General features: G+C 34.5%; 22 protein-coding genes. 6 read left to right on the top strand and 16 right to left on the bottom strand.

The annotated features are described in order from the left end of the window. Positions 1–13 precede the first annotated feature (13 nt). The 3 genes from JOC48_RS15880 to JOC48_RS21575 all read right to left on the bottom strand — a co-directional run bounded on the left by JOC48_RS15880 (position 14) and on the right by JOC48_RS21575 (position 2,090). A complete protein-coding gene (locus JOC48_RS15880; RefSeq protein ID WP_204501331.1) occupies positions 14–496 on the bottom strand; it encodes a hypothetical protein in 483 nt (160 codons plus the stop codon). Positions 497–1,066: 570 nt separating this feature from the next. Then, a complete protein-coding gene (locus JOC48_RS15875) occupies positions 1,067–1,537 on the bottom strand; it encodes a hypothetical protein (protein ID WP_204501329.1) in 471 nt (156 codons plus the stop codon). Between the two features lie 424 nt (positions 1,538–1,961). Beyond that, a complete protein-coding gene (locus tag JOC48_RS21575) occupies positions 1,962–2,090 on the bottom strand; it encodes a hypothetical protein (RefSeq protein ID WP_275580757.1) in 129 nt (42 codons plus the stop codon). 134 nt (positions 2,091–2,224) lie between these two features. Here JOC48_RS21575 and JOC48_RS15870 point away from each other — a divergent pair, with 134 nt between their 5' ends. From JOC48_RS15870 to JOC48_RS15850, 5 genes are all read left to right on the top strand, one after another. After that, entirely contained in the window at positions 2,225–2,935 is a 711-nt protein-coding gene (locus JOC48_RS15870; protein ID WP_204501327.1) for a hypothetical protein, read from the top strand. Positions 2,936–2,956: 21 nt separating this feature from the next. After that, complete coding sequence (locus JOC48_RS15865; RefSeq protein ID WP_204501325.1) at positions 2,957–3,214, top strand: hypothetical protein; 258 nt, start codon at positions 2,957–2,959, stop codon at positions 3,212–3,214. 310 nt (positions 3,215–3,524) lie between these two features. After that, positions 3,525–4,505 carry an AAA family ATPase gene (locus JOC48_RS15860; protein ID WP_204501323.1) on the top strand — a complete coding sequence of 327 codons (981 nt, stop codon included), beginning with the start codon at positions 3,525–3,527 and terminating at the stop codon, positions 4,503–4,505. Continuing rightward, complete coding sequence (locus JOC48_RS15855) at positions 4,505–4,906, top strand: hypothetical protein (protein ID WP_204501321.1); 402 nt, start codon at positions 4,505–4,507, stop codon at positions 4,904–4,906. Before JOC48_RS15860 ends, JOC48_RS15855 begins: the two co-directional genes overlap by 1 nt. A gap of 159 nt (positions 4,907–5,065) precedes the next feature. Then, the gene (locus tag JOC48_RS15850) at positions 5,066–5,893 is read left to right on the top strand and encodes a nuclease-related domain-containing protein (protein WP_204501319.1); all 828 of its coding nucleotides are present in this window, start codon (positions 5,066–5,068) and stop codon (positions 5,891–5,893) included. Positions 5,894–6,066: 173 nt separating this feature from the next. Here JOC48_RS15850 and JOC48_RS15845 read toward each other — a convergent pair whose 3' ends face one another. The 9 genes from JOC48_RS15845 to JOC48_RS15805 form a co-directional block, all read right to left on the bottom strand. Further along, positions 6,067–6,267 (bottom strand): YwbE family protein, encoded by a 201-nt coding sequence (locus tag JOC48_RS15845; protein WP_204501317.1) that lies wholly within the window; start codon positions 6,265–6,267, stop codon positions 6,067–6,069. A 500-nt stretch (positions 6,268–6,767) separates the two neighbouring features. Then, positions 6,768–7,547, bottom strand: coding sequence for an SRPBCC domain-containing protein (locus JOC48_RS15840; RefSeq protein WP_204501315.1), 780 nt, complete (start codon positions 7,545–7,547; stop codon positions 6,768–6,770). Positions 7,548–7,627: 80 nt separating this feature from the next. After that, on the bottom strand, positions 7,628–7,909 hold the full coding sequence (locus JOC48_RS15835) for a putative quinol monooxygenase (protein WP_204501312.1): 282 nt from the start codon (positions 7,907–7,909) through the stop codon (positions 7,628–7,630). A gap of 273 nt (positions 7,910–8,182) precedes the next feature. Further along, positions 8,183–10,000 carry a glycoside hydrolase family 127 protein gene (locus tag JOC48_RS15830; RefSeq protein ID WP_204501310.1) on the bottom strand — a complete coding sequence of 606 codons (1,818 nt, stop codon included), beginning with the start codon at positions 9,998–10,000 and terminating at the stop codon, positions 8,183–8,185. A 187-nt stretch (positions 10,001–10,187) separates the two neighbouring features. Beyond that, positions 10,188–11,828 carry a hypothetical protein gene (locus JOC48_RS15825; RefSeq protein ID WP_204501309.1) on the bottom strand — a complete coding sequence of 547 codons (1,641 nt, stop codon included), beginning with the start codon at positions 11,826–11,828 and terminating at the stop codon, positions 10,188–10,190. Positions 11,829–11,860: 32 nt separating this feature from the next. Beyond that, positions 11,861–12,706, bottom strand: a complete 846-nt coding sequence (locus JOC48_RS15820) for a carbohydrate ABC transporter permease (protein ID WP_204501308.1) — start codon at positions 12,704–12,706, stop codon at positions 11,861–11,863. Positions 12,707–12,727: 21 nt separating this feature from the next. Then, entirely contained in the window at positions 12,728–13,648 is a 921-nt protein-coding gene (locus tag JOC48_RS15815; protein WP_204501307.1) for a carbohydrate ABC transporter permease, read from the bottom strand. Between the two features lie 49 nt (positions 13,649–13,697). Next, complete coding sequence (locus tag JOC48_RS15810) at positions 13,698–14,960, bottom strand: ABC transporter substrate-binding protein (RefSeq protein ID WP_204501306.1); 1,263 nt, start codon at positions 14,958–14,960, stop codon at positions 13,698–13,700. An 84-nt stretch (positions 14,961–15,044) separates the two neighbouring features. Then, the gene (locus tag JOC48_RS15805) at positions 15,045–16,919 is read right to left on the bottom strand and encodes a beta-L-arabinofuranosidase domain-containing protein (protein WP_204501305.1); all 1,875 of its coding nucleotides are present in this window, start codon (positions 16,917–16,919) and stop codon (positions 15,045–15,047) included. A gap of 127 nt (positions 16,920–17,046) precedes the next feature. Here JOC48_RS15805 and JOC48_RS15800 point away from each other — a divergent pair, with 127 nt between their 5' ends. After that, positions 17,047–17,919 (top strand): AraC family transcriptional regulator, encoded by an 873-nt coding sequence (locus tag JOC48_RS15800; protein WP_204501304.1) that lies wholly within the window; start codon positions 17,047–17,049, stop codon positions 17,917–17,919. A gap of 1,357 nt (positions 17,920–19,276) precedes the next feature. Here JOC48_RS15800 and JOC48_RS21570 read toward each other — a convergent pair. The 4 genes from JOC48_RS21570 to JOC48_RS15780 form a co-directional block, all read right to left on the bottom strand. Continuing rightward, positions 19,277–19,429, bottom strand: coding sequence for an aspartyl-phosphate phosphatase Spo0E family protein (locus tag JOC48_RS21570; RefSeq protein ID WP_204501303.1), 153 nt, complete (start codon positions 19,427–19,429; stop codon positions 19,277–19,279). Between the two features lie 42 nt (positions 19,430–19,471). Further along, the gene (locus JOC48_RS15790; RefSeq protein ID WP_204501301.1) at positions 19,472–20,107 is read right to left on the bottom strand and encodes a response regulator transcription factor; all 636 of its coding nucleotides are present in this window, start codon (positions 20,105–20,107) and stop codon (positions 19,472–19,474) included. 136 nt (positions 20,108–20,243) lie between these two features. Next, positions 20,244–20,456 carry a hypothetical protein gene (locus JOC48_RS15785; RefSeq protein ID WP_204501299.1) on the bottom strand — a complete coding sequence of 71 codons (213 nt, stop codon included), beginning with the start codon at positions 20,454–20,456 and terminating at the stop codon, positions 20,244–20,246. A 14-nt stretch (positions 20,457–20,470) separates the two neighbouring features. Continuing rightward, a complete protein-coding gene (locus tag JOC48_RS15780) occupies positions 20,471–22,315 on the bottom strand; it encodes a sensor domain-containing phosphodiesterase (protein ID WP_204501297.1) in 1,845 nt (614 codons plus the stop codon). Between the last annotated feature and the right edge of the window lie 17 nt (positions 22,316–22,332).

The following is a 22,332-nucleotide window of genomic DNA, read 5'->3' as shown; positions in this document are numbered from 1 at the left end:
TATTGGGTTAAATCTAACGGTATTTGAAGTAAATGAGTGTAGCGATATAAATGCGGCGTTCTTCTGGAGAATAGCTGCTCTTTTGCAAAATCATTCGAAAAAGCTTTCGTTTGAAGCGATATTTTTTTTCTTCATCGTCTTTGGATTCGTTTGCGTACTTTGCTGCCAACACTGCAATCGCAAATGGATTGTTCGATTGGACCAGTTCACTTTCTTCGTGGTCATAGAATTTATACATATTATATTTGTATGTTAAAGAAGTTCCTTCAAAAGCATTGTGATACGTGTCAGGTCGAAAACGTTTGGTGTCGTCTGTCAATAATGCAATCGCGATGTCTCGATTAAATTTATCATAGATTCGATAATAATAACGGAACATTCGCTTTGGAAAATCAGCATCTGTATCTCCTTGAACTTCAATATGTATGAGGATCCACTTTTCCTCACCACTGTTTAAAGAAAACTTGGCTATTGCCAAGCCTTCAGGCGCAGGCAATCGCCTAGTTGCGCTTATACTTAGTTCCTAAAAATTTTTACTACGTCGATTAACTTCAACGCTAAAATTTTATACTCCTAACGTGTAGAAATACCTTCACGGTTTGATCTGCAACTAGTTTGCCCTTCTTTTGTTTGATTATCTCTTGAAAAAGCTCCTGCTGCAAAAATTCCGGCTTCTTTGTAAAGTTAATTTTTTCGGTGAGACCCGGAAGAAAAAACAAAAGAAACTCTTCAAACAAATCATAAATCAACTTTTACCAAAGACCATCATAATCTGTTATTCCATATTGGGATGGCTTCTCTAACACAATATTACTTGTCATTATTTTATCACATCCTTATTTTAATATCTTTATTATAACACAACAACAGAACATTTGTTCGTTTTTGTCATAAACAAGAAAGAAAAACAAATAAACCCCTTAACTCCCTACAGGGAAATTAAGGGGTTTGTAATTAACTGTATCGTTTGAGTCTATTTCATTCTCTGCTATTCTTTTTACAATCTCGCCTTGTTTGTCATATTCGACAAATCCCGTGACATCACTGTGACCATCACCCAACACCTCTATAACGTTAAGTCGTTTTTCTGGTAGTCTGTATCATAGACATAGCCGACTGTGATGCCGGTGAATATTCCACCTATTATGGCTAATATAATACTTTGAGATAAATAGAATCCTAAAATGATTCCTATCGCTGTACCAATAGGGACAAAAATGTTAAAAGATCGAGCACTTGATTTTAGGTCATGTTCTTTCTTTAAATGAGAGATGATGTTTCTTATCTTCTGCTTATGCTGTCTATAATCCATCGAACGTAGCTTACCTGTTTTTCTTTGGAACTCCAAGTCGAGTAGATACTCTTCTAATTCACCTAAATGATGATTGCAAGTTTCGCATTCGTAAGTGTAGTTACTCAGCGCGTTAATCACGCGCTCTATCAAAAAAAAGTCTAGTTTATTAAAAACTGATTCATTCACTCGATATTTCATCCACTTCACAATTGCAATAGACTTATTAGCTTTAAGGTTTCCCATTAACCCACTCCCAAAGTAAAATCTCGAACTTCGCTTCACTGCTTAGTTCTCAATCGTATATATGCATTATATGTAATTATTAACAAAATTAATCGAATTTAAACTAATAGTGCTTCATTGAGTACCTGGCACCACTCGTAAAACCTTGTTTCTGATAATGTTTCACCATTTAAAGCAGTCACATCCCCCTAGTTTACATAGACGTATGCTCATACGGAGGGGTCTGACCCTACCTAATCAGTGTGAACAATAAAATATAAAAAACTGCCCTTGTATGTTCAAGGACAGTTCTGGTTCAAAATTTCATCCAGCTGTACAATTTTTAGTCAAATCTACTTATAATCGAAGACATAATTAACATTTTCAACGTAAGCATAGACTGGGAAAGACCCTTTATCTTTCGGCCAATAGTCATTTTCCTATTTTATGAATAAATTCTATCCAATGCCTCATTCGACAAATTCCGGGGTGTCACTTCCATTCCCTCTTCCCTAAATACTCTTTCCAATTCTGCCCAAGACTGTGGTAAGTTGTCTCGATCCACATAAACCATTTCTTTTCTCTCCTTCGTTTGGATTATTTCATCTCTTAATCAATGGGGTCTGACCCCTATGTAAAAATTATCCACTTTATTAAACATGTGATAAAATTAAAGTATATTGATATGTTTTGTACGGAGGATAATTTATGATACCTTTTGAAAAACTATGGAGTGACATTGAAAATTTTTATAAAATTCATGGTGTCAACTTTAGCTTAGGAAAAAAGCACCGAGAGTATGACGATGAGTTATTTCGTACAATAATAGAAGAAAAAGATAAAATGATTGTAGAAACTCTGGATGATATAGTCAAACTTGAAGAAGACGTGAATAAATTAAATCAAAACGTGGATTTTTCATACCGCTTTAAAACTGAAACCTCCATTAAGAATAAACTTATGAATCAAACTCAAGTCAGACAACTTTATAAAGTTTGCAACGACATAATTGGTTTCAGGTTCATAATTAGAATTGATTCAAATGGTTTAATGAAAATGGCAAATGCATTTGTAAACAGCTGTCCAACCGATAACATTGACTGTCGACTTCATGATCAGAGAAGCGGAAAAACTAATGATGATGGATATAAAGGGATACATGTAAACCTAAGAATGAAACATAATCTTGCTTTCCCAATTGAAGTTCAGTTTTGGACGCGTCAGGACGCGTTGTTAAATGACTACTTACATGATAATATATACAAAACAGAAGATGATGATGCATTAATCGCATATGCTGTTGCTTTGCGTCAATGGTTAGAAAATGTACCTATCACACCGAAAGGTACTGACATAAAATCATACGTAGATTACTTATATGAAAAAGCTTATTCAATCGACTTCGGATATGATTACTAATTAAACGAGAGGGTGTTTATAATGAGCAAGGTTTACATTTGTTCTACCCACCGAGATTCAAAGGCTAAAGTGGTCCTTGAGCTGTCTTCAAGTCAAGAAGCCAAACATGCCTTACAACAAATTAAAAGTATGAATCCTAAATTAAGCATTGGCGTGTATGGATCAAGGGACTTAGCAACCTTTAAAAGAACACAACGTGTTTTCAAAGCATCTACGTTAGTAAAATCTGTTACGGACTTTGTAGATGCAGTAGAAAATAAGGAAATGAAAACTGTTTAGCAATAATGGAAAGGTATGTGATATCTATTAAGTCACATGCCTATTTTATTATGATAAATCACTAAAATTCTTCTACTTTCACTTGGAAGATTTTCATGATTGATATGTTGTTTGGCCAAAATAATGTTGCTTTTTCCATATGTTTTCAGCGATGTTTGTTGTAATTTCTCTTGTGTTTCCTCGCTTCCCCATACCGCTTTAGATATAAAGGTTATTTTCTATCATACGGGTCGTCACTGTGAACGTATCTTTTGGTTATGATTTATACTCCTTTTGAATATATATACATCATGTAGAAAGGGGGATTGAAGTGGAAAATAGAGCAAAAGTTATTAGTGTTATTAATTGGAAGGGCGGGGTGGGGAAAACGACTTTAACCCATCATATTGCTGCCGGGCTTCAAAACTTTAGTTTAGATAAAATGGAAGAACTATTAAATGCAAAAACATATCCCAAAGTATTATTAATTGATGCTGATGCACAGTGTAACCTATCTATTTCTTGTATAACTGACAATACGTTTGAAAAATTTATTGGAGGTGAAAATGAGGAACATACAAAAGGAATAAAAGCCTTATTTGAAGAATTTTTAACGAATGACTCTCCTGATGTAAACGTACAAAATTACATACTTAAAAAGGCTGTTCGCAGCAATGACAACAAAGTCTATAAAAATATTGATCTAATCCCCGCTCATCCTGACTTAATTTATACAGATATGGATATCGCAGTTTACTCAAGACCTAACTTCAGAAGTAACTTGATAGGTGCCGAAATTTATAAATTTCAAATCCTGGATAACGTGATAAATAGCCTGCGAAACCAGTATGACTTCATTTTCATTGATTGTCCGCCAAACTTAAATTTCATTACACAAAACGCACTCTATGCCAGTGATTTTTATTTAATTCCAACCATTCCAGATAAACTATCCTCTTACGGCATTCTTTCCATCAAACATAAAATAGATGACCTAAACAGTACTTTTCAATCGGCAAGTAGTGAATACACCAACACAAAACTACTTGGCATTGTTCCAAATAATATAAGAGAAAGTGGTAATAAACCAAAGGATACTCAAGCAAACATACTTAGTACATTAAACGAGATTTTTCCAGATGATGTGTTTAAAAATTATTTGACGTATGGTGATGGAATATCTAGAGCATCCGCTTTAGGTTATCCCGTCTTTGCTTATGAAGGGTCACACCAAAATTCAACCAAACAAAGCAAGCTAATTAGAAACATTATCAAAGAATTATTAGGGAAAATGGAAGGTGTTACACCATAATGAAAGTAAAAGTACTTATTGGACAATTAGAAAAGACTTTATCTATTTTAAAACAATATGAAAACTGGGAAACAGAAGATATGCTTGACGATATTTATACGAAGGTATCCACCGATTCAGCAAAGCATTCTAATCACAAGGATAAACAGTTGGCCCCCGAGAGTTTTCAAGAGTCAATTATTGCAATGGGGGACTTGAATAAGGATGAAATAATAGAGTTTCTAAAAAAATATAAAAAGCATGAACTAATTGAAATTGGCAAACAACTGCAACTAAAATTAGCAAAAAGAGATAAAAAAATCGTTTTAATCGAATCCATCGCGAACCATTTCTCCTTTATACAGCTTAATGGAATGATGGCAAATCGTAATCAGCAAAGAGTTGAAAAGGTTACCTACTAATCTTAGTTAAAATCCGAGTAGCTGGTACCGCTCGGAATACAGACCACACCAATAGTAACCGTCATCCTTCTGAGCCGTCACTGTGACCAAACCTTTAATGTGGTCAATTTTTCCACAAAAAGTTACAATAATAGATATCAAACTAGTAAGGAGAAAATCATGCTCTTATTCCTAAACTTTTTAAGAAAGAAAAAGAACGCGGCCAAACCAAAACAAGCTAAGACTACCTCATCGAAACCAAAAAGAACGAATGATCAGGTTGCTACTAGAAAAGGTGAAATAGGAGAATACAAGATTGATATTCAACTGGATCAGCTGCCAAAGGATTGTCGTTACTTAAGCGACCTTCTCGTTAAAAACCCTAAAGCAAAGTCAGGATATTCACAAATTGACCATGTGGTTTTAACTCCATACGGTATCTTTGTCATTGAAACGAAAAACTATCAGGGGACCATTTATGGTGGGAAAGACCGTAAAACATGGTTGATTAATGGAAAGTTTAAAATGATGAACCCTTTTGTACAAAACTACGGGCATATAAAAGCTCTAACATCATTTATTGATAAAAAATACCATGACTTATTTATCTCCATGGTATCTTTTACGAAACGTTGCACATTTAAAGTAGGCCTAGATTACCGCAAAATAGCATCCAATGAAATGATAGTGTATGACATCGAGTTGTCAGAGTTTATCCATCGGAAGGTCTCGGTTTTGAAAATTCATCATAAAGTGCCTCTCCTAACTAAAGATGACATCTCTACAATCTATAATGCCTTTGCAATGGCTAATATTACAGATCCAAAGGTTAGAGAAGAACATAAACGTGCATTAAAAACAAATACATCAAAAGAAAAAACTAGCTCTAGTTTCACTTGTACTGTTTGCAATAAACCTGTTTCAGATAAAGTTAAAACGTATTGTTTAGCGAATAAAAAATTCAACGGTAAAATCTATTGTTACGAGCATCAAAAAACTGTCCGTTAGACTTTAACTTCAACAAAAGTAGCAGAATATTTTAATAAATAAAGCACCAGATTGGGATGTCACTGTGACCGGCTATTTGTTGACTGCATAAGTTAGTACACGATTATAATATAATAAAAAGATAGAAGCGAATGTTCACTTCTCCCTGCAACCCCTGTGACAATACCCCGCGCTCACTCATCAGTTATGATTTTTTGAACTCTGCCAACTTGTCCATCTTTTAAACGAACCTTAATTCCATGGGGATGTGTAGGAGAATTCGTTAAAATATCTTTTACTTCTCCTCTAGTTAGTTTTCCTGATCTCTGATCTTTTTTTAAGACGATATCTACTGTTAATCCAATTTGTATATTCTTTCTATTTTTTCCATCCATGCTATTCATCCTTTTTATGTGCTATGTATATTCTAGCTAGCAAGAAGCTAGGGGACGTTTCTCCTGCTTCCTCGCTACTTTTTCGCGTTAAATACCAAGCTTTCTGATCTTAGGTCAGCCAGGCACCACCTGAATTTAATAATGCGAAAGATCCGTCCACCTGCATCTCCTACCCACCTCTTGTTCATCTAATTCCACTGCAAAGCTATCGTTAATCTGTTTCAAAATCTGATCATGTAATATCTAATCATTGTCTTCGAACCAAAAACAAATGTCTTTCGACAGGGCCTGACACTGTGTCATTTATAATATATTAAAAGAAGACCGAGTACAATTCATGGGACAAAGGGACAGGTTCCTTGTCCCTGAATAAAAGTATTAGAAAAGCCCTGCATAAATTTTCCCGCAGGGCTTTAAGTATTATTTACTTGAGGACCAATAAAAATCGCCCTGTTTAGTTCCCGGCGCAAAATAGAGTCAGGAGAAACGTCCCCCTGATTCTACTTATTTTCTACATAGTTTTTTAGTAAAGTTCCAAGAAGATATTCCCAACCTTTTATGTGATCTTGTTCCCAATTTTCTTGTATAACACCCGAAGCAGAATGTGAAAGTTGGAGCAATGTTCCACCTTCTTTTTCAATCAGACGATAGGTATAGGAACTATTTACGGCACCTTGCATTCCCAGATGACCGGATAAACGTATTTCTTCTGGAGCATTTACATAATATACATTTCCCCAAATTGCCCCCTCATTCTTACCCCACTTTTCGATAAATTGTCCTCCTGGAATTGGGGAAAATGTAAAGTGAGAGGGTTTATCTTTTGGAGCCAAGCGAAATTCCCACCAATGTTCTACCTCTTCTGTTAAAGCCTTGAATACTTTTTCTCGTGGCGCATTCATAAATATTTCTTGCTCTATTCGAAATTCATTATTATTTGTAGTCATCGTATGTTTCTCTCCTTTATTTTCTACTTTTGATCGTAAATGGAGTAATGAATTTGCGTTTGATTCCATATATTTTCCCACCCAACGGTTATGCACTTCTTGGATAGGAACAGCATTAATATAGTTTCTTCTATATTTTCCTTCTCTCCTAACAATCACTAAGTTTCCTTTTTCTAAAATATTTAGATGTTTCATGATGGCATACCTAGTGACATCAGGGAAGAATTCATTTAGTTCACCTGTAGTTTTTGGTTCTTCTTTCAGGATATCAAGAATTTTTCTCCGAGTCGGGTTACCTATAGCTTTAAATACCGAGGAAAGTTCTTCTTCCATTTTATCTTCCTTTCAATTCATAAAGTGAAACTTCAATCAGTGGGGGTTTTCTTCCTCCGCCACTGATTCAATAATCGAATCTAAATTAATTCTAAATCAGTAAATTTAGGAGGTTCGGTACAATTAGGGTACAATCCTTCTACAAGTTTTGCTGTATAATCCGCTTTTTGATGTCGTTCAACGGCTTCTTGGTCAGGGAACTCCATAAAATGTATAAATGATGTTCCGTTTTCTCTTCGGTATGATTTGTAAATAGTTTCTGGTTCATTCTTTTTAACTTGTAGCACAAATTCTTTGACAATTTTTTCAACATCCTCAACTGATTTTGGTTTCACTGTATATTCAGCAATTCTTCTTATCATGAGAATTCCTCCTTAAATAATTTAATATTATATTAAAGTTAGGAATGGATAATTTTAAGCTCTATCCCCTCTAAAAAGGTTAATGGGACAAAGGGACAGGTTCCTTGTCCCTGAATAAAAGTATGAGAAAAGCCCTGCAGAAATTTTTACGCAGGGCTTTAAGTATTATTATATTTTATAGACATTGTCTCTTGCATAATCCAATCGACAAATTCCGGGTCGTCACTGGAACTATAATGCGTTTTGTATTTAGGATCCATAAATAGAAATATTTTAATTTTTATTTTCATTAATCCACACATTCATTGGACCTGGTTCACGGTTATCCCATACATAATACGGAATAGCTACAAATTCTTTATCTTTCTCACTAATACCATGAATTGTTGTAATACCTCCCAATAAATCAGGGTTCTGTTTGACTAAAAATTTTGTATCTGGTGTTATTTCTATAGATTCAAATTTTTTTTCATTATCAACATGTTCAATACAATAAACCAATGGACCTCGTTGAATAGCAACCTTTCCTTCATTCGCCTTAACTTTAGGATGAGCGTGAACTCTTTCTACTGGCATATCAAAATTTACAATTACTGTATCTCCGGGCTCCCAAGTCTTATTAAGCTTTATATATCCTTTTTCTGTAACAAGCTTTTGTACCGGTTCACCATTAATATATACCTGTGCACTCTTACACCACCCTGGAAATCGAAGGTTGAGATCACAGTTATTTTTTCTATCACTTTCCACAGTTATTTCTACTTTCCCGTTCCACGGGTAATGTGTTTTCTGCCTTAATACAACATGACTTTCTTCAACAGGAATTGAGACGCTACTTTCCACATAAAGGTTAACCCATATTCCCTGTTCAGAGGAAGCATAGCTATAGTCTCCTATAGATGGAATAAACCTTGATAATTGGGTTGGACAACAAGAAGTATTAAACCATTCAACCCGATGATGAGTCCCATTCGAAGAAAGAGGATTCACATAAAAAAACTTGTCTCCGGATAGAGAAATTCCTGATAACACTCCATTGTACATCGCTCTTTCAACAACGTCAGCATACTTACTATCACCATTTAATAAATTCATTCGATGATTCCAATAAACCATGCCAACTGAAGCACAAGTTTCACAGTATGCGGTATCGTTTGGCATATCGTAATCTTCTGTAAATCCTTCATTATGTTTGGAAGGTCCGATTCCTCCTGTAATATACATATTTCGAAGTACGACACTTTCCCACAACCTGTCTAAGGCATTAATATAACCTTGATCACCAGTTACTTTTGCAATATCGGTAATTGCAGTGTATAAATACATAGCACGAACAGCATGACCGCTAACATCAGTCATTTCACGTATTGGCTTATCATCCTGACAGTATTCAGGTCCCCAATCCTTTCGATCCCATATTACTCCTTTACCGTATCCGTGTCCTCTTTGTTCTAATAACCAATTTGCTAACTTCCAATATCGCTCCTCTTTTGTTTGACGATATAGTTTTACGAGCGCAAGTTCAATCTCCTCATGACCTGGAACCCAATGCCTCTTTCCTGGACCAAAAGTATTATCATAGTGGTCTGCCAGTTTACATGCCACATCTAAAAGTTTTCGCTTTCCGGTTGCATTATAATATGCAACAGCAGCTTCTATAAGGTGACCTCCACAATACATTTCATGTTTATCCATATCTGTCCACTTCTTATCCTGTTCCTTTAAAATGAAATAACATAATAAATACCCATCCTCTTGTTGGGCCGACGCTATCTCGTCAATTATGCCATCAACTTTTTCTTCTAATGATGGATCAGGATGAGACATTAGTGAGTAAGCAACACCCTCCAATACCTTATAAACATCGGAATCATTAAAAAAGATCCCCTCAAATTCACCTTGCATATGACCTGCAGCTTTTGCAAAATTTAATATTCTTCCTGTTTTCTCACATTGATCAAGGCATGCTTTAAGAGTTGTCGATTTATGCGTTTTCAAGCGAGGTTCCCAAAATTTATCATGGATCGTTACATTTGTAAAAGATATCGGTTCCAATTGATTGTTGACTATCTTTTCATTTAAATCCTTCATTTTTTATTCCCCTTTATTAGCATATTAGATAATACTATTAGGATTCTCTCGAATGGAATCTTACCAAAAAGATAGATTGAATAATTTCCAAATAAAAATTCTATCATTCGATTTCTATTTTAGAGTTTCGAGTTTAGATAAAAACACTGATTAACCCACAAATTAAAGCTATACATCCAGTTATAAATTAACTATCTATATATTCTTTTTTATATCTTAAACCTTGCCTAATTATAGCGTTGAACTCTTCTTTTTCATTTTCAAAAGTACCATCTACAAATGCAATGGTAGGAATATAACTCTCTTGTAACAGTCTTCTTTCATATTTCGTATAGCCTCTTTCATGTACACCTGTGCTTCCTCTACTCGGCTCTGCTTCCAATAAGTGAGCCATTGTCTTCGCATATCTTCCTACCCACTTAGGTTGTTTCAAGTTAGGTCTTACTTGGAACAATGGAAAAATACTTAATAACCCATCGTACCAATTTTCTCCAGCTACAAATAAATCTGTGTAGTTCGTTAAGTCTTTTTTTAGTTTTTTTAAACCCTCAAACACTTCATAATCAGGATCATTTGACCAATGATGAACTAAATCGAGAAAGATACTATCAAATTGGTATGTCTCATATAATTCTAATATTTGTCGTGTCAATTCTCTTCTCCAATCTGGTGCTCCAACATTTAAAAAAGCTTGCCATCCATTGTCTTTCTGTCTACTCAAATCCCAATCTGGCTCCCCAACATGATATATTAATCTGGATGGAGTTTTCATTAAAGAATTCAAGCCATATTTAGCAAAGTTATCGAATGTTAAGTTAGCACAATTGGATCCAAACATTGGCATCATGTGGACACCTAATTTACTTGATTCACGACATAAAAGAGCAAAATCGTCTTCGCCTCCTAGTTGAGGATCAGGACGATATTTTCCATATTGCCAGTAATATCTTCCTTCCCACCCTGGTAAATAGACAAGAATGTGTTTTCCCTCAATACGCTCAGTAGCATACTTCACTATCTCCAGCATTTGTTTATATGAATTAAATACGTAACCGCTCCAATGCATTCCATGGAGCGTGAGAACTAAAGAAACCTCACGGAACCACTCTGGAAAATCACTTCGTTTTTCAAAAGGAGTTAGTCCAATACCCTTTTCTGATTCTGCAAAAGCTAGATAATCTTTTAAAAATGTTTTTGGGTTTGAATCCATATCTATTATCCAACTTGGAATAGAAATTCTGCTAGCCATTTCTACTGCAAGTTCATCATGTATTAGCTCTAGAGTATAAGTTCCTTTATATTGTCCTTGCAATTCAGGATAATAAACAAATCGCTTAGCTCTTATTTTATTCTCTTCAGATTTAACACTTATTATTTGATTTGTAGTATGGTCTCTTAGAGAAAGAAGAGGAACTTTTAAGTTATGATTATATGCAAAAGGATTATATGGGTAATAAAATACTCCTTCCGACTGGAGACCTGAAAACCTTTCCTCACCTTTTGTCTCATAGAAAGACATTGGGTTTAGGTTTTTTACTAATAACTTTACCGACTTAATTTTTTGTTTTGCTTCAGCTTCCATCTTTATAACAATCTGTTTTTTATCATTTTTAATAGCTTCCAGTTTAAAAAATCCTGTAGCTTGTTGTTGCTGTCCCGCCCAGCTAAGTTGAGTACAGTTAATCAACCATTTATTCCCATGAGTATATAGCTTAGTAAAACTAGGATCTAAGCCATAAATATTCTCCATTGTGTGTAGATGAATACTTATTGTCAGACCTGCTATATCAAATGTAGGGTCTTTCAAATCAAAACTATAATGTTGCAAAATGAACTCCTCACTTTCTACCTCTAAGTTCACTATTTTACAGAACCACTCGTAATTCCATTAATAAAATATTTTTGTAAGAATATAAACAGGATGATAATAGGTAAAATGCTAATCATGGATCCTGATGTTAATAGTCCCCAATCCGTACCATACTGACCTATTGCCATATTTGTTAAACCAATATTTAAAGTTTTGACATTGTCATTTACACCAAATACAAGTGCAACCAAAAAGTCATTCCAAGTGGTATATGCAGAAAATATTGCTACTGTAGCCATTGCAGGCCATACAAGAGGCACCATTACCCTTAAGAACGTTTTATATTCACTTGATCCATCAATAAGAGCGGCTTCTCTTAAACTTGTCGGAATTGCATCAAATGCATTTTTCATCATAAACACACCGAATGGCAGTTGAAAGGTAGTATAGATAATAATAAGCGCCAAACGAGTATTTAATAATCCTATATCCTTCATAATTGAATAGAGTGGAATTAGTAAACTTTGAAAAGGAATCATTAGCGCAGCCAAGATCATTATAAAAAAGAGAGTTTTAAATGGTAACTTTAACTTAGAGAAACCATAACCTGCCAAGCTACTAATAAATACAACCGAAATAACAGTAAAAGTTGTTAAAATAACACTATTTAAAAAGTAAAGAGAAAAAATACCATTCTCAAATGTCCAAATAGTTTTATAATGATCTAATGAAAATGTAGGTGGTATCCATTTGGGTGGATAACTAGTAATATCACTTGTTATTTTCAGAGAAGTACTGAGTGTCCATATTATAGGTAAGAGAAATAACAAGCTTATAATTATATTAATGATATAAAATGATTTATGATTTTTAAAAGCTTCTACTAAACTACTCATTTTTAAATAACGCCCCTTTTATTATTGGTCAGCTGGATTACGTAGTACCCTTAATTGAATGTAACTCAAGACAACTAAAACAATTAGTAATATCACAGTCATCGCTGAACCATATCCAAAATGAAAATACTTGAACGACTGATTATAGATATAATGGACAATAGTAGTTGTTGTATTTGATGGACCTCCACCTGTCATTATTAAAAACTGTTCAAACCCAAGTACTGATCCAATTACAGATACAATTAAGGCTAACCCAATTGATGGTTTTAGCATGGGAATTGTAATATAAAGTATCTTTTTCAGAGTAGAAGCACCATCTATACTCGCCGCTTCGTATGTTTCAGTTGGTATAGACTGAAGACCTGCAAGCAAGATAATCATTGTAAATCCTGCCATTTTCCATGTAATCATAAAAGAAATAGCTGGCAAGGATGTACTCGCATGCCCCATCCAAAGAATTGGGTCATTAACAATACCCAAATTCAACAAATAGTAATTAAGAACACCGTATAAATCATTATAAATCCACAACCATACAAGTGCGGATGAAACCATTGAAATAACCACTGGTGCAAAATAAACCGCTCTAAAGAATGCTACTCCTGGTAGTCGTTTATTTATTAATAGAGCTAGACTAAATGCAATAATAAATATAAGAGGTGTGACCATTAATGTATATTTAGCTGTAAACCAGAAGGAAGTCCAAAATTGCCCATCTAAAAATATTTGTGTGAAATTAGAAAGACCTAAATATGTTTTTTCTCCCATAAGAGGCCATTCATAAAAGGACATACGTAACGTTTGTAAAAAAGGATAAATAAAGAAAATTAGGTTAAGTGCTACAGCAGGTAAGATAAAAAGAAAACTCCCTAATTTAACCTTATTTCTTTTTTTTTGACCTCGAATAATTAGTAATTTCTGATTAATAGCTGTTTTCATAAGTGCCCTCCTTGTTTAAAAGGAAGGAAAGAGGATATCCTCTCTCCTTTTATTTGTTTAATACATCATTTATACCATCACTTATTTCAACCACGGCATCTTCAGGACTTAGTTCCCCGCTAAAAGCCTTTTGAAGACCGCTTAAAATAGGATTGTATAATTCGTTATATTTAGTTGTATAAGGTGCATTAGCATAATTTGCTGCTTCTGCGAACACTTGGTATTTTGGCTCTTCTTTAAAATATTTATTTTCTACAAAATCATTTCTTACTGGGATAATTCCATTAGATGCAAATGCCTCTACTTGCACATCCTCGGTAAGTGCGTATTCTATAAACTCCCATGCTTCATCAACATATTCTGTTGACTTAGATATAGCAATTAATTCTCCACCACTGAATGAAGAATGTTCTTTTCCTTCATTTCTTGGAATTAACGCCACACCATAATCTAAGTCTGGATAATCTTCATTTAATTTACCAACAACATAGTTTCCAGAAACAATCATGCTTACCTTACCTGAAGTAAAGGCATCTTCTGCTTCATTAACATAAGTAGTAACTCCTTCAGGGGTAACTTTATCTGTTTGAGTTAGATCGGTGAAAAACTGTAAAGCTTCTATTGCTTCAGGTGAGTTTATTTCCGCTGCAGTTCCGTCATCACTTAAAACTGCACCACCATTTCCCCAAACATAAGGCATAAAAGTAAACATTAGGCCACCTGCACTACCTCCAGAATATACGTATCCAAACCGATCATCAGTTGTCAGTTGGTTGGCATAATCCCTTAATTCCTGCCACGTTTCAGGAGGGCTATCAGGGTCTAATCCGGCATCCTCAAAATGATCCTTGTTATAAATTAAAGCTGAAACGTCTGAACTATAAGGTAATGCATATTGTTTTCCTTCTCTTTCACCTAAATTAAGCATTGACTGATTTAATTCATCTTTAAAGCTTAAGCTCTCATATCTCTCAGACAAATCTTTAAATGCACCTATTGAAGAATAGTAAGGAGCTAGAATTAAATCTATCGCTACAATATCTGGTGCTGATTCAGAAGCATAAGCAGTTGCCAGTTGATCTGAAAAGTTATCGGCTGGGATTGATTTAACATTAATTTTAATTCCATTGTCCTTTGAGTTAAACGCTTCTACTGCATCGCCCATTAAATCCGCACTAGCTTCTCTTGCCCAAAGAGAAAGCTCTTTATCTCCATCAGATGAGCTATTTTCACCTGATGAACCAGAAGCACAACCCACAAGAGCCAGAAAAGCAACGATAAGAAATATCAAACCTAACTTTTTATTAAACATGTTTTTACTCCCCTTTATATAAACTAATAATCCAAAATGTTGTAAGGGCTTACAATAATGTTAATAAAATACATTCTTTTATGTTTAATTCCTCAAAATTGGAAATTCTCCAATCCTTAAACGGGCACAACCATATGGTATAAGCTCGATTGTATCTTCATTTGTACCAGGAAATAATTTCGGATTAAATGGTGGTTCAGCTGCAGAATTATTTTCCATTATCCAATTAGATAGTAATTTTCCTTGAGTGAGTAGCCTTACTGGTGAATCCGTGTTAAACGGCTGAGTTTTAATTTCTTCAAACTTGACATCAAATTCTTTTTCAGCAATAAGGGCATATTGCCAAGCACATTTAGGATAAATTTCCCAATCATGAAATCTTTCCCTTTCTCGAATCTTAACCCATTGCTCTTCAAGAGGTAATACATATACTAAAGGTCCACGTTGCACACTGACAGCATTATTATTACGTTCATTTAATTCAATACTCATTGGTAGACCTATTTCTACAACATCATTATCACTCCAGGTACGAGTTATTTGTGCAAAATTATTACTCATTTCATAGGTTTGATCGATGCCATTAACTTTTACTTTGAAACGCTTACACCAGTTTGGTACTCGTAAATACATTGAGAACGTAGCGTCTTTTTCTAAATTGACTTCCATACTTACACTATCTCGAAATGGATAATCACTACTTACATTAATTCTGGTCTTAACATTATCGGAAACAGTAAATTCAACTTGACATGGTGCATAAGAAATTACTGCTAATCCATTATCTTCTGAACTCATCCAAAGACTAGTTGTAAACTTAGGCCACCCTTGATGCATATTTGAGGTACAACATCCAAAATTAGGTTCTAAACCAAACGTGTTTGAGTCCGGTTTATTTACCCATGGACGATTTGCTGAATTACAAATAACTTGATTTACTTGTTGATCATATTGATGTGAATCCCAAGCAGGAGAAATCGTTGCAGGAAGTGCATTAAAAGCAACTTTTTCAAGGATATCCCCAAATTTTCCATCTCCAATAACTCTAACTAAATTCTCCATACTAAACATGTATTCAACTACCGCACATAATTCGACTCCTTGGCTTGGATGCGTTCCGGACAGCCACTCATCACCTGAAAACATTCCATGGGCTTGCCCATGATATGTCATCAAACTCTCAATCCCTTTATAAATTGCTTGTTTTTGATATTCTGATTTGCTGCTTCGATACAACATGGCTGGGGTTTTTATTCCCATTGCAACATTTACAACATGTATCCGGTGATCCCATTCATTCTGCTTTCGCCAGTAAGGAAAATTAGAGAAAATTCCGGTCCAATCTATCGTTTGTTTTTCAACAATATCAATTAATTCCAACAACTTTGGATCATCGGTTCTTTCATATAGCCAGTGGATTGATAATAATAAATCCGCCCCTCTAGCTTGAGCCCATTCTTTCAAAGGATATTTCGGCAGCGCTTTCAATAAATATTGAAAATATTTTTGCATAAACGGAACAATTCTTTTATCATTGGTAGCTTCCTCGTACTGTGTAAGTACTTTCAGCATAATCATTTCTTGCCACCAATCTTGGTCAGCTACAGTTTTATTATTTTGTCTTAAATTACTAGGGCCAAAGGAGCCATCTTCTCTTTGACTATCTAAGGTTGCTTCAATCCATACCTTTACCTTATCAATAAGTTTTTCGTCCTCTAATAAAAAAGCAAGTGGAACTAAACCATCTAAGTAGTAAGGACCTCTTTCCCAACTATCTCCATTTCCTCCAAGCCAGCCATTATTTGGACCAACATCATCCCAATGTTCATCAAGATGTCCTGTAAAACCATCTGCTTGGATTTTTAGCTGATTCTGTAACCATCCCATAGGCTTGACAGTTCCAAGGGGTAGTGATTGGAATGGAGTTTTCGTTAACTTTAATTCACTAGTTTTCTCCATCGTTTACCTCCTTAATTAAATTAATTTAAAAATGTTTCTAGTACTATCTTAATGTTATAATCTCAATATAAAAACTATTAATTTAAACAAAAATTTGCACAATTCAAACAATAAGGATGTGAAACATATGCTACAATTTTTCTCTCCACCCTTGCCAAGTCTTATTGCAGTTGGTGAAGATACCTATAAAATAGGGGAGACTCATTCAACACGCTTCAATATCGGCCTTTTCGATTTGCTAATAGTTACAAAGGGGTGTCTATTCATGGGAGAGAATAATCAAGAATATGTAGTTGAAGAAGGTATGTCTCTAATCCTTTATCCAGATGGGCACCATTTTTCAACCTATCCTTGTAAGCAAGAAACACATTTTTATTGGTTTCATTTTAATCCATCTCAATGGTCAGTAGTTAATGAAAGTCAAACTAACAATACTAACCATAAAGATTTTTTGGAATTAAAACTCCACCCTTTCAAGGAACACAGGTTCCCCATAACACTTCAAAAGCTTTCTAAGCTTCAAAATTGGGATCATTTCAAGCATATTTGTGAACAAATTTTAAAGGTTAACTCAGAAGTTAGACCTTCATGGGAATGGCAACAACAATTACAATTCCAACAACTATTACAAGAATTATCTTCTCTAAATCAACTTGAAAAATCCTCACAATCTGTAGTTATCGCTGAGGAGGCTGCTTCATTTATAAAGAAAAATTTCACTAGAAAGATTGGTTATAAGGAATTAGGTCAAGAATTAAGTTTTCATCCAAATCATATTTCCAGGTGTATGATGGAAGTTTTAGGATACTCTCCTATTGAATATTTAAATAAAACGCGACTGGACCATGCAAAACTGTTACTAGTTTCTAAACAGTGGAGTGTAGAGAAGATTTCAGAAGAATGTGGTTTCTCTCAATTTGCTTATTTTTCAAGATTATTCAAAAAACATGAGGGCATAGCCCCAAGTAAGTTTAGAAAAAAATATTTAGGAAAAAAATAGTTAAATAAAGCACTTCATGTATTGTGTGATTATTCAATTATTTCTAACGTAACAATAACAGCATTTATCTTAATATTATCAGTATAATTAAAGCTACGAACCAGAACCAACTAAAAACAAAAGGAAAAGAAGGGGAAGGAACTTTTTATCTCCAAGTAAATATATTGCTAGATTTTGTGAGCAGCTGTTCACAAAATCAACAATCCCTTACAATTCCACCTAACCACTCATTCGACAAAATCCACTAATTTTTCCGAGTGGTGACACAGGTACCCTAGCCAATGGTGGATTCAGAAAAGTATTACGTGACTACGTTAGAGATAGTGATAGTACACGAAAGCATCAATCAGGTGGAAAAATAAATGAAAACGCAGATCGACTACACATTTCATTTCTAGAAACCATTTTGATAAGCATTTGGGGAGTTTGATAGACTTTCCATTGGAGATGATTGAGGTTGGAACGACAAAGACTCTTGTCCTCCTATATCTGAACCGCCTCCTCAATATGGTGGACAACGATACACTCTACATCCTTTAACATATGAAGGGGAAGAACCGACCCCTGGTTCCCTGATATCCTTCTTTCAATCTAGGGTTGGGTACCCGATATCGGTTAATATCTCAAAAAATATAATCCCTGGAAAATTTTCAAAAAGAAACCAAACATGAATGGGGCACCTAGTACCGACTTCTCAGATTCGGTTGATAGCGATGTACAGATCAAGATCAGTAACCAAGGATATGTAGCTTTCAACTATAGTAATAGGCCCTGCATTGGTTAACTCAAGTGTTTGATACTATTTATCCCTCCAAATTAAAAAAACCTAACTCCTCGTAAGTAATTAGGGCTAACATTCATAAATATAATATATAATTGAAGGTTCAATTGATACGGTTATACCAATAAAACAGTCCCGCAAAAATTTTCTCTACAGAGCTTTCCGGATGCCTTTCGACAAAATCCGGGGCGTCACTGTGACGGTACCATGCGGAAAATTAGAGTGCACCATATTTCTTTATTTTTTGCTCTCTCTCCAATAATGTTTTAATTGATTCTCTTCTATGGATTCTCTGGCTACGACAATCCGAACAACTCATAAAACGATTTCCTTTATCGTAAAATTCACTGTGGTGTTTTTCTTCCTTACATTTGTAGCAAGTTTGTATTTCTTTAAAATTGATCATTATATGAACGTCTCTCCTTTACATTCAATTTCAAATGAAAGACTTTACTTATGAGGCGACTACTCAGAGGTGTTGTTTACATAAGGTTGTACCATATATGTTTGGTTTCCAAATGTCTATTTATTCCTTTATCGATGTATGATTGTCTTCCCTTCCCACTAAATCAACATCTATTTTTTTAAAAATTTATTGATTAATATATCTAGTTCCTTACTTGTGTATAATGTTTTGTGATGATCCAAACCATATTTTTTCCCGCATTGAATCATTTCTTTTCGCTTTAATTCAATTTGAATTCTAAGATTCCTTCTATTCTTGGTCATAGTCTATCCTCGCGTTCATCATTTGATAATAATGAAATCCTCTTAAATGGATACCCAATTGTTTCTTATTGCAGTTAATACAATATTTGTCCGATCAGGAACACCCAGTTTTTTTAGGATTTGGCTGACATGGTTTTTAACCGTTTCAACAGAAATAAAAAGTAATTTGGCAATCTGTTCATTTTTAAACCCTTGTGTCAGTAATTCTATTACCTCCCACTCGCGTTCCGAAAACACCCCAACTGGTTTATCGGGAGTTGTCTTATGCAATCGAGCATAATCCTTTAATAGGACTGGTGATAAAATTGGATGGATATACTGTATTCCATCTCTTACGCCGCGAACAGCAGCTAACAATTCCTCTTTTTCCATGCCATTGTAAAAATATCCATCCAGGTTTAATTGGAATAAATCTATCAGCCTAACATCGTCCCTATTCGATATCCATACAATCACTTTTTTATTTTTGTTTTTGTAGAAATCAATTGTCGAAAAAAGGTTAATTGCTGTATCACAATCTATGATTACTAACCCGTTTTCATCGTTCGTTTCCCTTTGTAGTGTCAAATAGTCTTTAGATCCATATGCTACAACTTCATGTTCGAGAAAGTATTCTTGTAATATCTTTATAATTCCGTCTCTTAGTAGATTCGGTTCTTTAATAATAGTCATTTTCATGCTGTCTCACCCTTTTTATGTTTTCTTCCGTTTATATCCTGTCATTACTTTGGCGTTTCTTTAAGCCTTATCCATATACGGGATAGCCTATGTAAAAACATACACTGCATTTGCGTTAGTTTTTAGGATATTATCCCTAAATCCTTCCATTCCTCCTCCAACGTAAAAAGGTATCTGAAGAAATATCCAATTGATCAAAAGCTTCATTTAATGGAATAGAAGGTTTTTCCTTTATTAAGGACGTTAATTCTTTATAAGCTTCGGCATCCTTCTGGTAGCATTGAGGACAAATTTCATGTTTATCCTTTATAAATAGTTGATTACACTCCGGACAATTAGCCATCTCCATCTTTCCATTCTCCTTTACATTCCATTTCCCACTGTATATAAATTTTTTATGAATTCTTCCATTGCTAATGGCCTACTAAAAAGGTAACCTTGTCCTTCCTCACAATCTAATGCTTTAAGCATCTCTAACTGATTCTTTGTCTCTATACCTTCAGCTAAAACTTTTAACTTCAAATTTTTCCCTAATCGAATAATTGTTTTCAAAATTTCTATATCTCGCTTATCAGATGCACTATTTCTGACAAACGACTTATCAATCTTAATAATGTCAATCGGAAAATGCTTTAAGTAATTTAAAGAAGAATATAAAGTTCCAAAGTCATCTAAGGCAATTTGAACTCCTATGGATTTTAACCTTTTTAATTGATCAACCGTGACATCCAAGTTTTCTACAAGCGTACTTTCTGTTACTTCTAATACCAAATTGTTTGGATCTATTCCTGATTCCGTGATTACATCTTGTACCATGTCTACTAAATTATCTTGAAGAAACTGTATACTTGAAAGGTTAACCGATAATCGACATGGATACCCTTTCGTTTTTAAGAAATTCATTTGATTACAAGCAGTACGTAAAACCCACTCTCCAATTGGAATAATTAATTCCGTTTCTTCTGCAACTTTCATAAATTTATCTGGCGCCATTAACTGTAAATTAGGGTGCTGCCATCTAATAAGAGCCTCTAGCCCAACAATTTGATTGTTAGACAAGTCAAGCTGAGGTTGATAATATAATAAAAATTCATTTCGATTTATAGCATGACGAAGATCTTTTTCTATAATTATTTGTTCGGATAAATTGGCATTCATGGAGGAAGTGTAATAGATGCATTTGTTTTCACCTTTACTCTTTGCCTCTTTCATTGCAAGCTCGGCGTTTTTAACTAGTAACTCAACATCCGTTCCATCCTTTGGGTAACAGCTTATTCCTATACTTGTTTTAATAAAAAATTCATGTTGTTCTATTTCAAGAGGTTTGTGTAAGTTATTCAAAATTGTGGAAATATTTGCTTGTATATCTTTGTTAAACGTATAAGGAATAAGGCAAATAAATTTATCACTATTCCACCTCGTTATTAAGCTATATTCACCTAGACTCTGGGATATCGTCTTAGCTACTTTTTTTAGTACAATATCTCCAAATTGATAGCCCCCTAAGGTATTAATTACATTAAATCGGTCTAGATCTAAAAAAACGATAGCGAACTTGCTTTGCTCTTTTCTAAGCTGGCTTTGGTCCAATACCTGCTTTACATCTTGCTTAAATTTAATAGCGTTAGGTAACCCGGTTACAGAATCATATTGGCGGATTTGTTCTATCTCTAATTCTGATTGTTTGTAATCAATTACAATACCTGCCAACTTTATATACGGCTCTATTCTCTTCCACTCTGTTGAATCCGGACTATATTTTTTTGTAAAGTAAACAGCAATGGTTCCTACCACCTTATTTGTCGGAGAGAAAATAGGAATGGACCAACAGGCTTTAAGCCCATAACCTAGTGCTAATGGTTTATATTCCTTCCACAAGGGACTTGTGCTTATGTCTGAAACGATTATATTTTTTTTGTAAAATGCTGCTCTCCCACAAGCCCCTGCTTCTGGACCCACCTTTATACTACCTATCGATTGAATATATTTCTTGGGAAGATTCGGACCAATTCCGTTATCTAAAATATTCCGATTATTATTTTTCAAATAGATATAGCACATGGAATTCGGTATTGCATGTTCTAGTATAGAAACCAATTCTTCAAGTATGTTAAAAGTCGAGGAATTGTTAGCGAGCATTTCTAAGATATGGTGACTATGAACCATCGACTCTATATGCTGTTTTTTAAAATTAGACATTTTAGCCATATCTTAATCCCCTTTTT

Origin of the sequence: Aquibacillus albus (assembly GCF_016908325.1) — a bacterium.
In the GTDB taxonomy this organism is placed as follows: Bacteria; Bacillota; Bacilli; order Bacillales; family Amphibacillaceae; genus Aquibacillus_A; species Aquibacillus_A albus.
The sequence above is the reverse complement of the archived record's forward strand: the minus strand, read 5'-3'. Positions and strand labels throughout refer to the sequence as shown.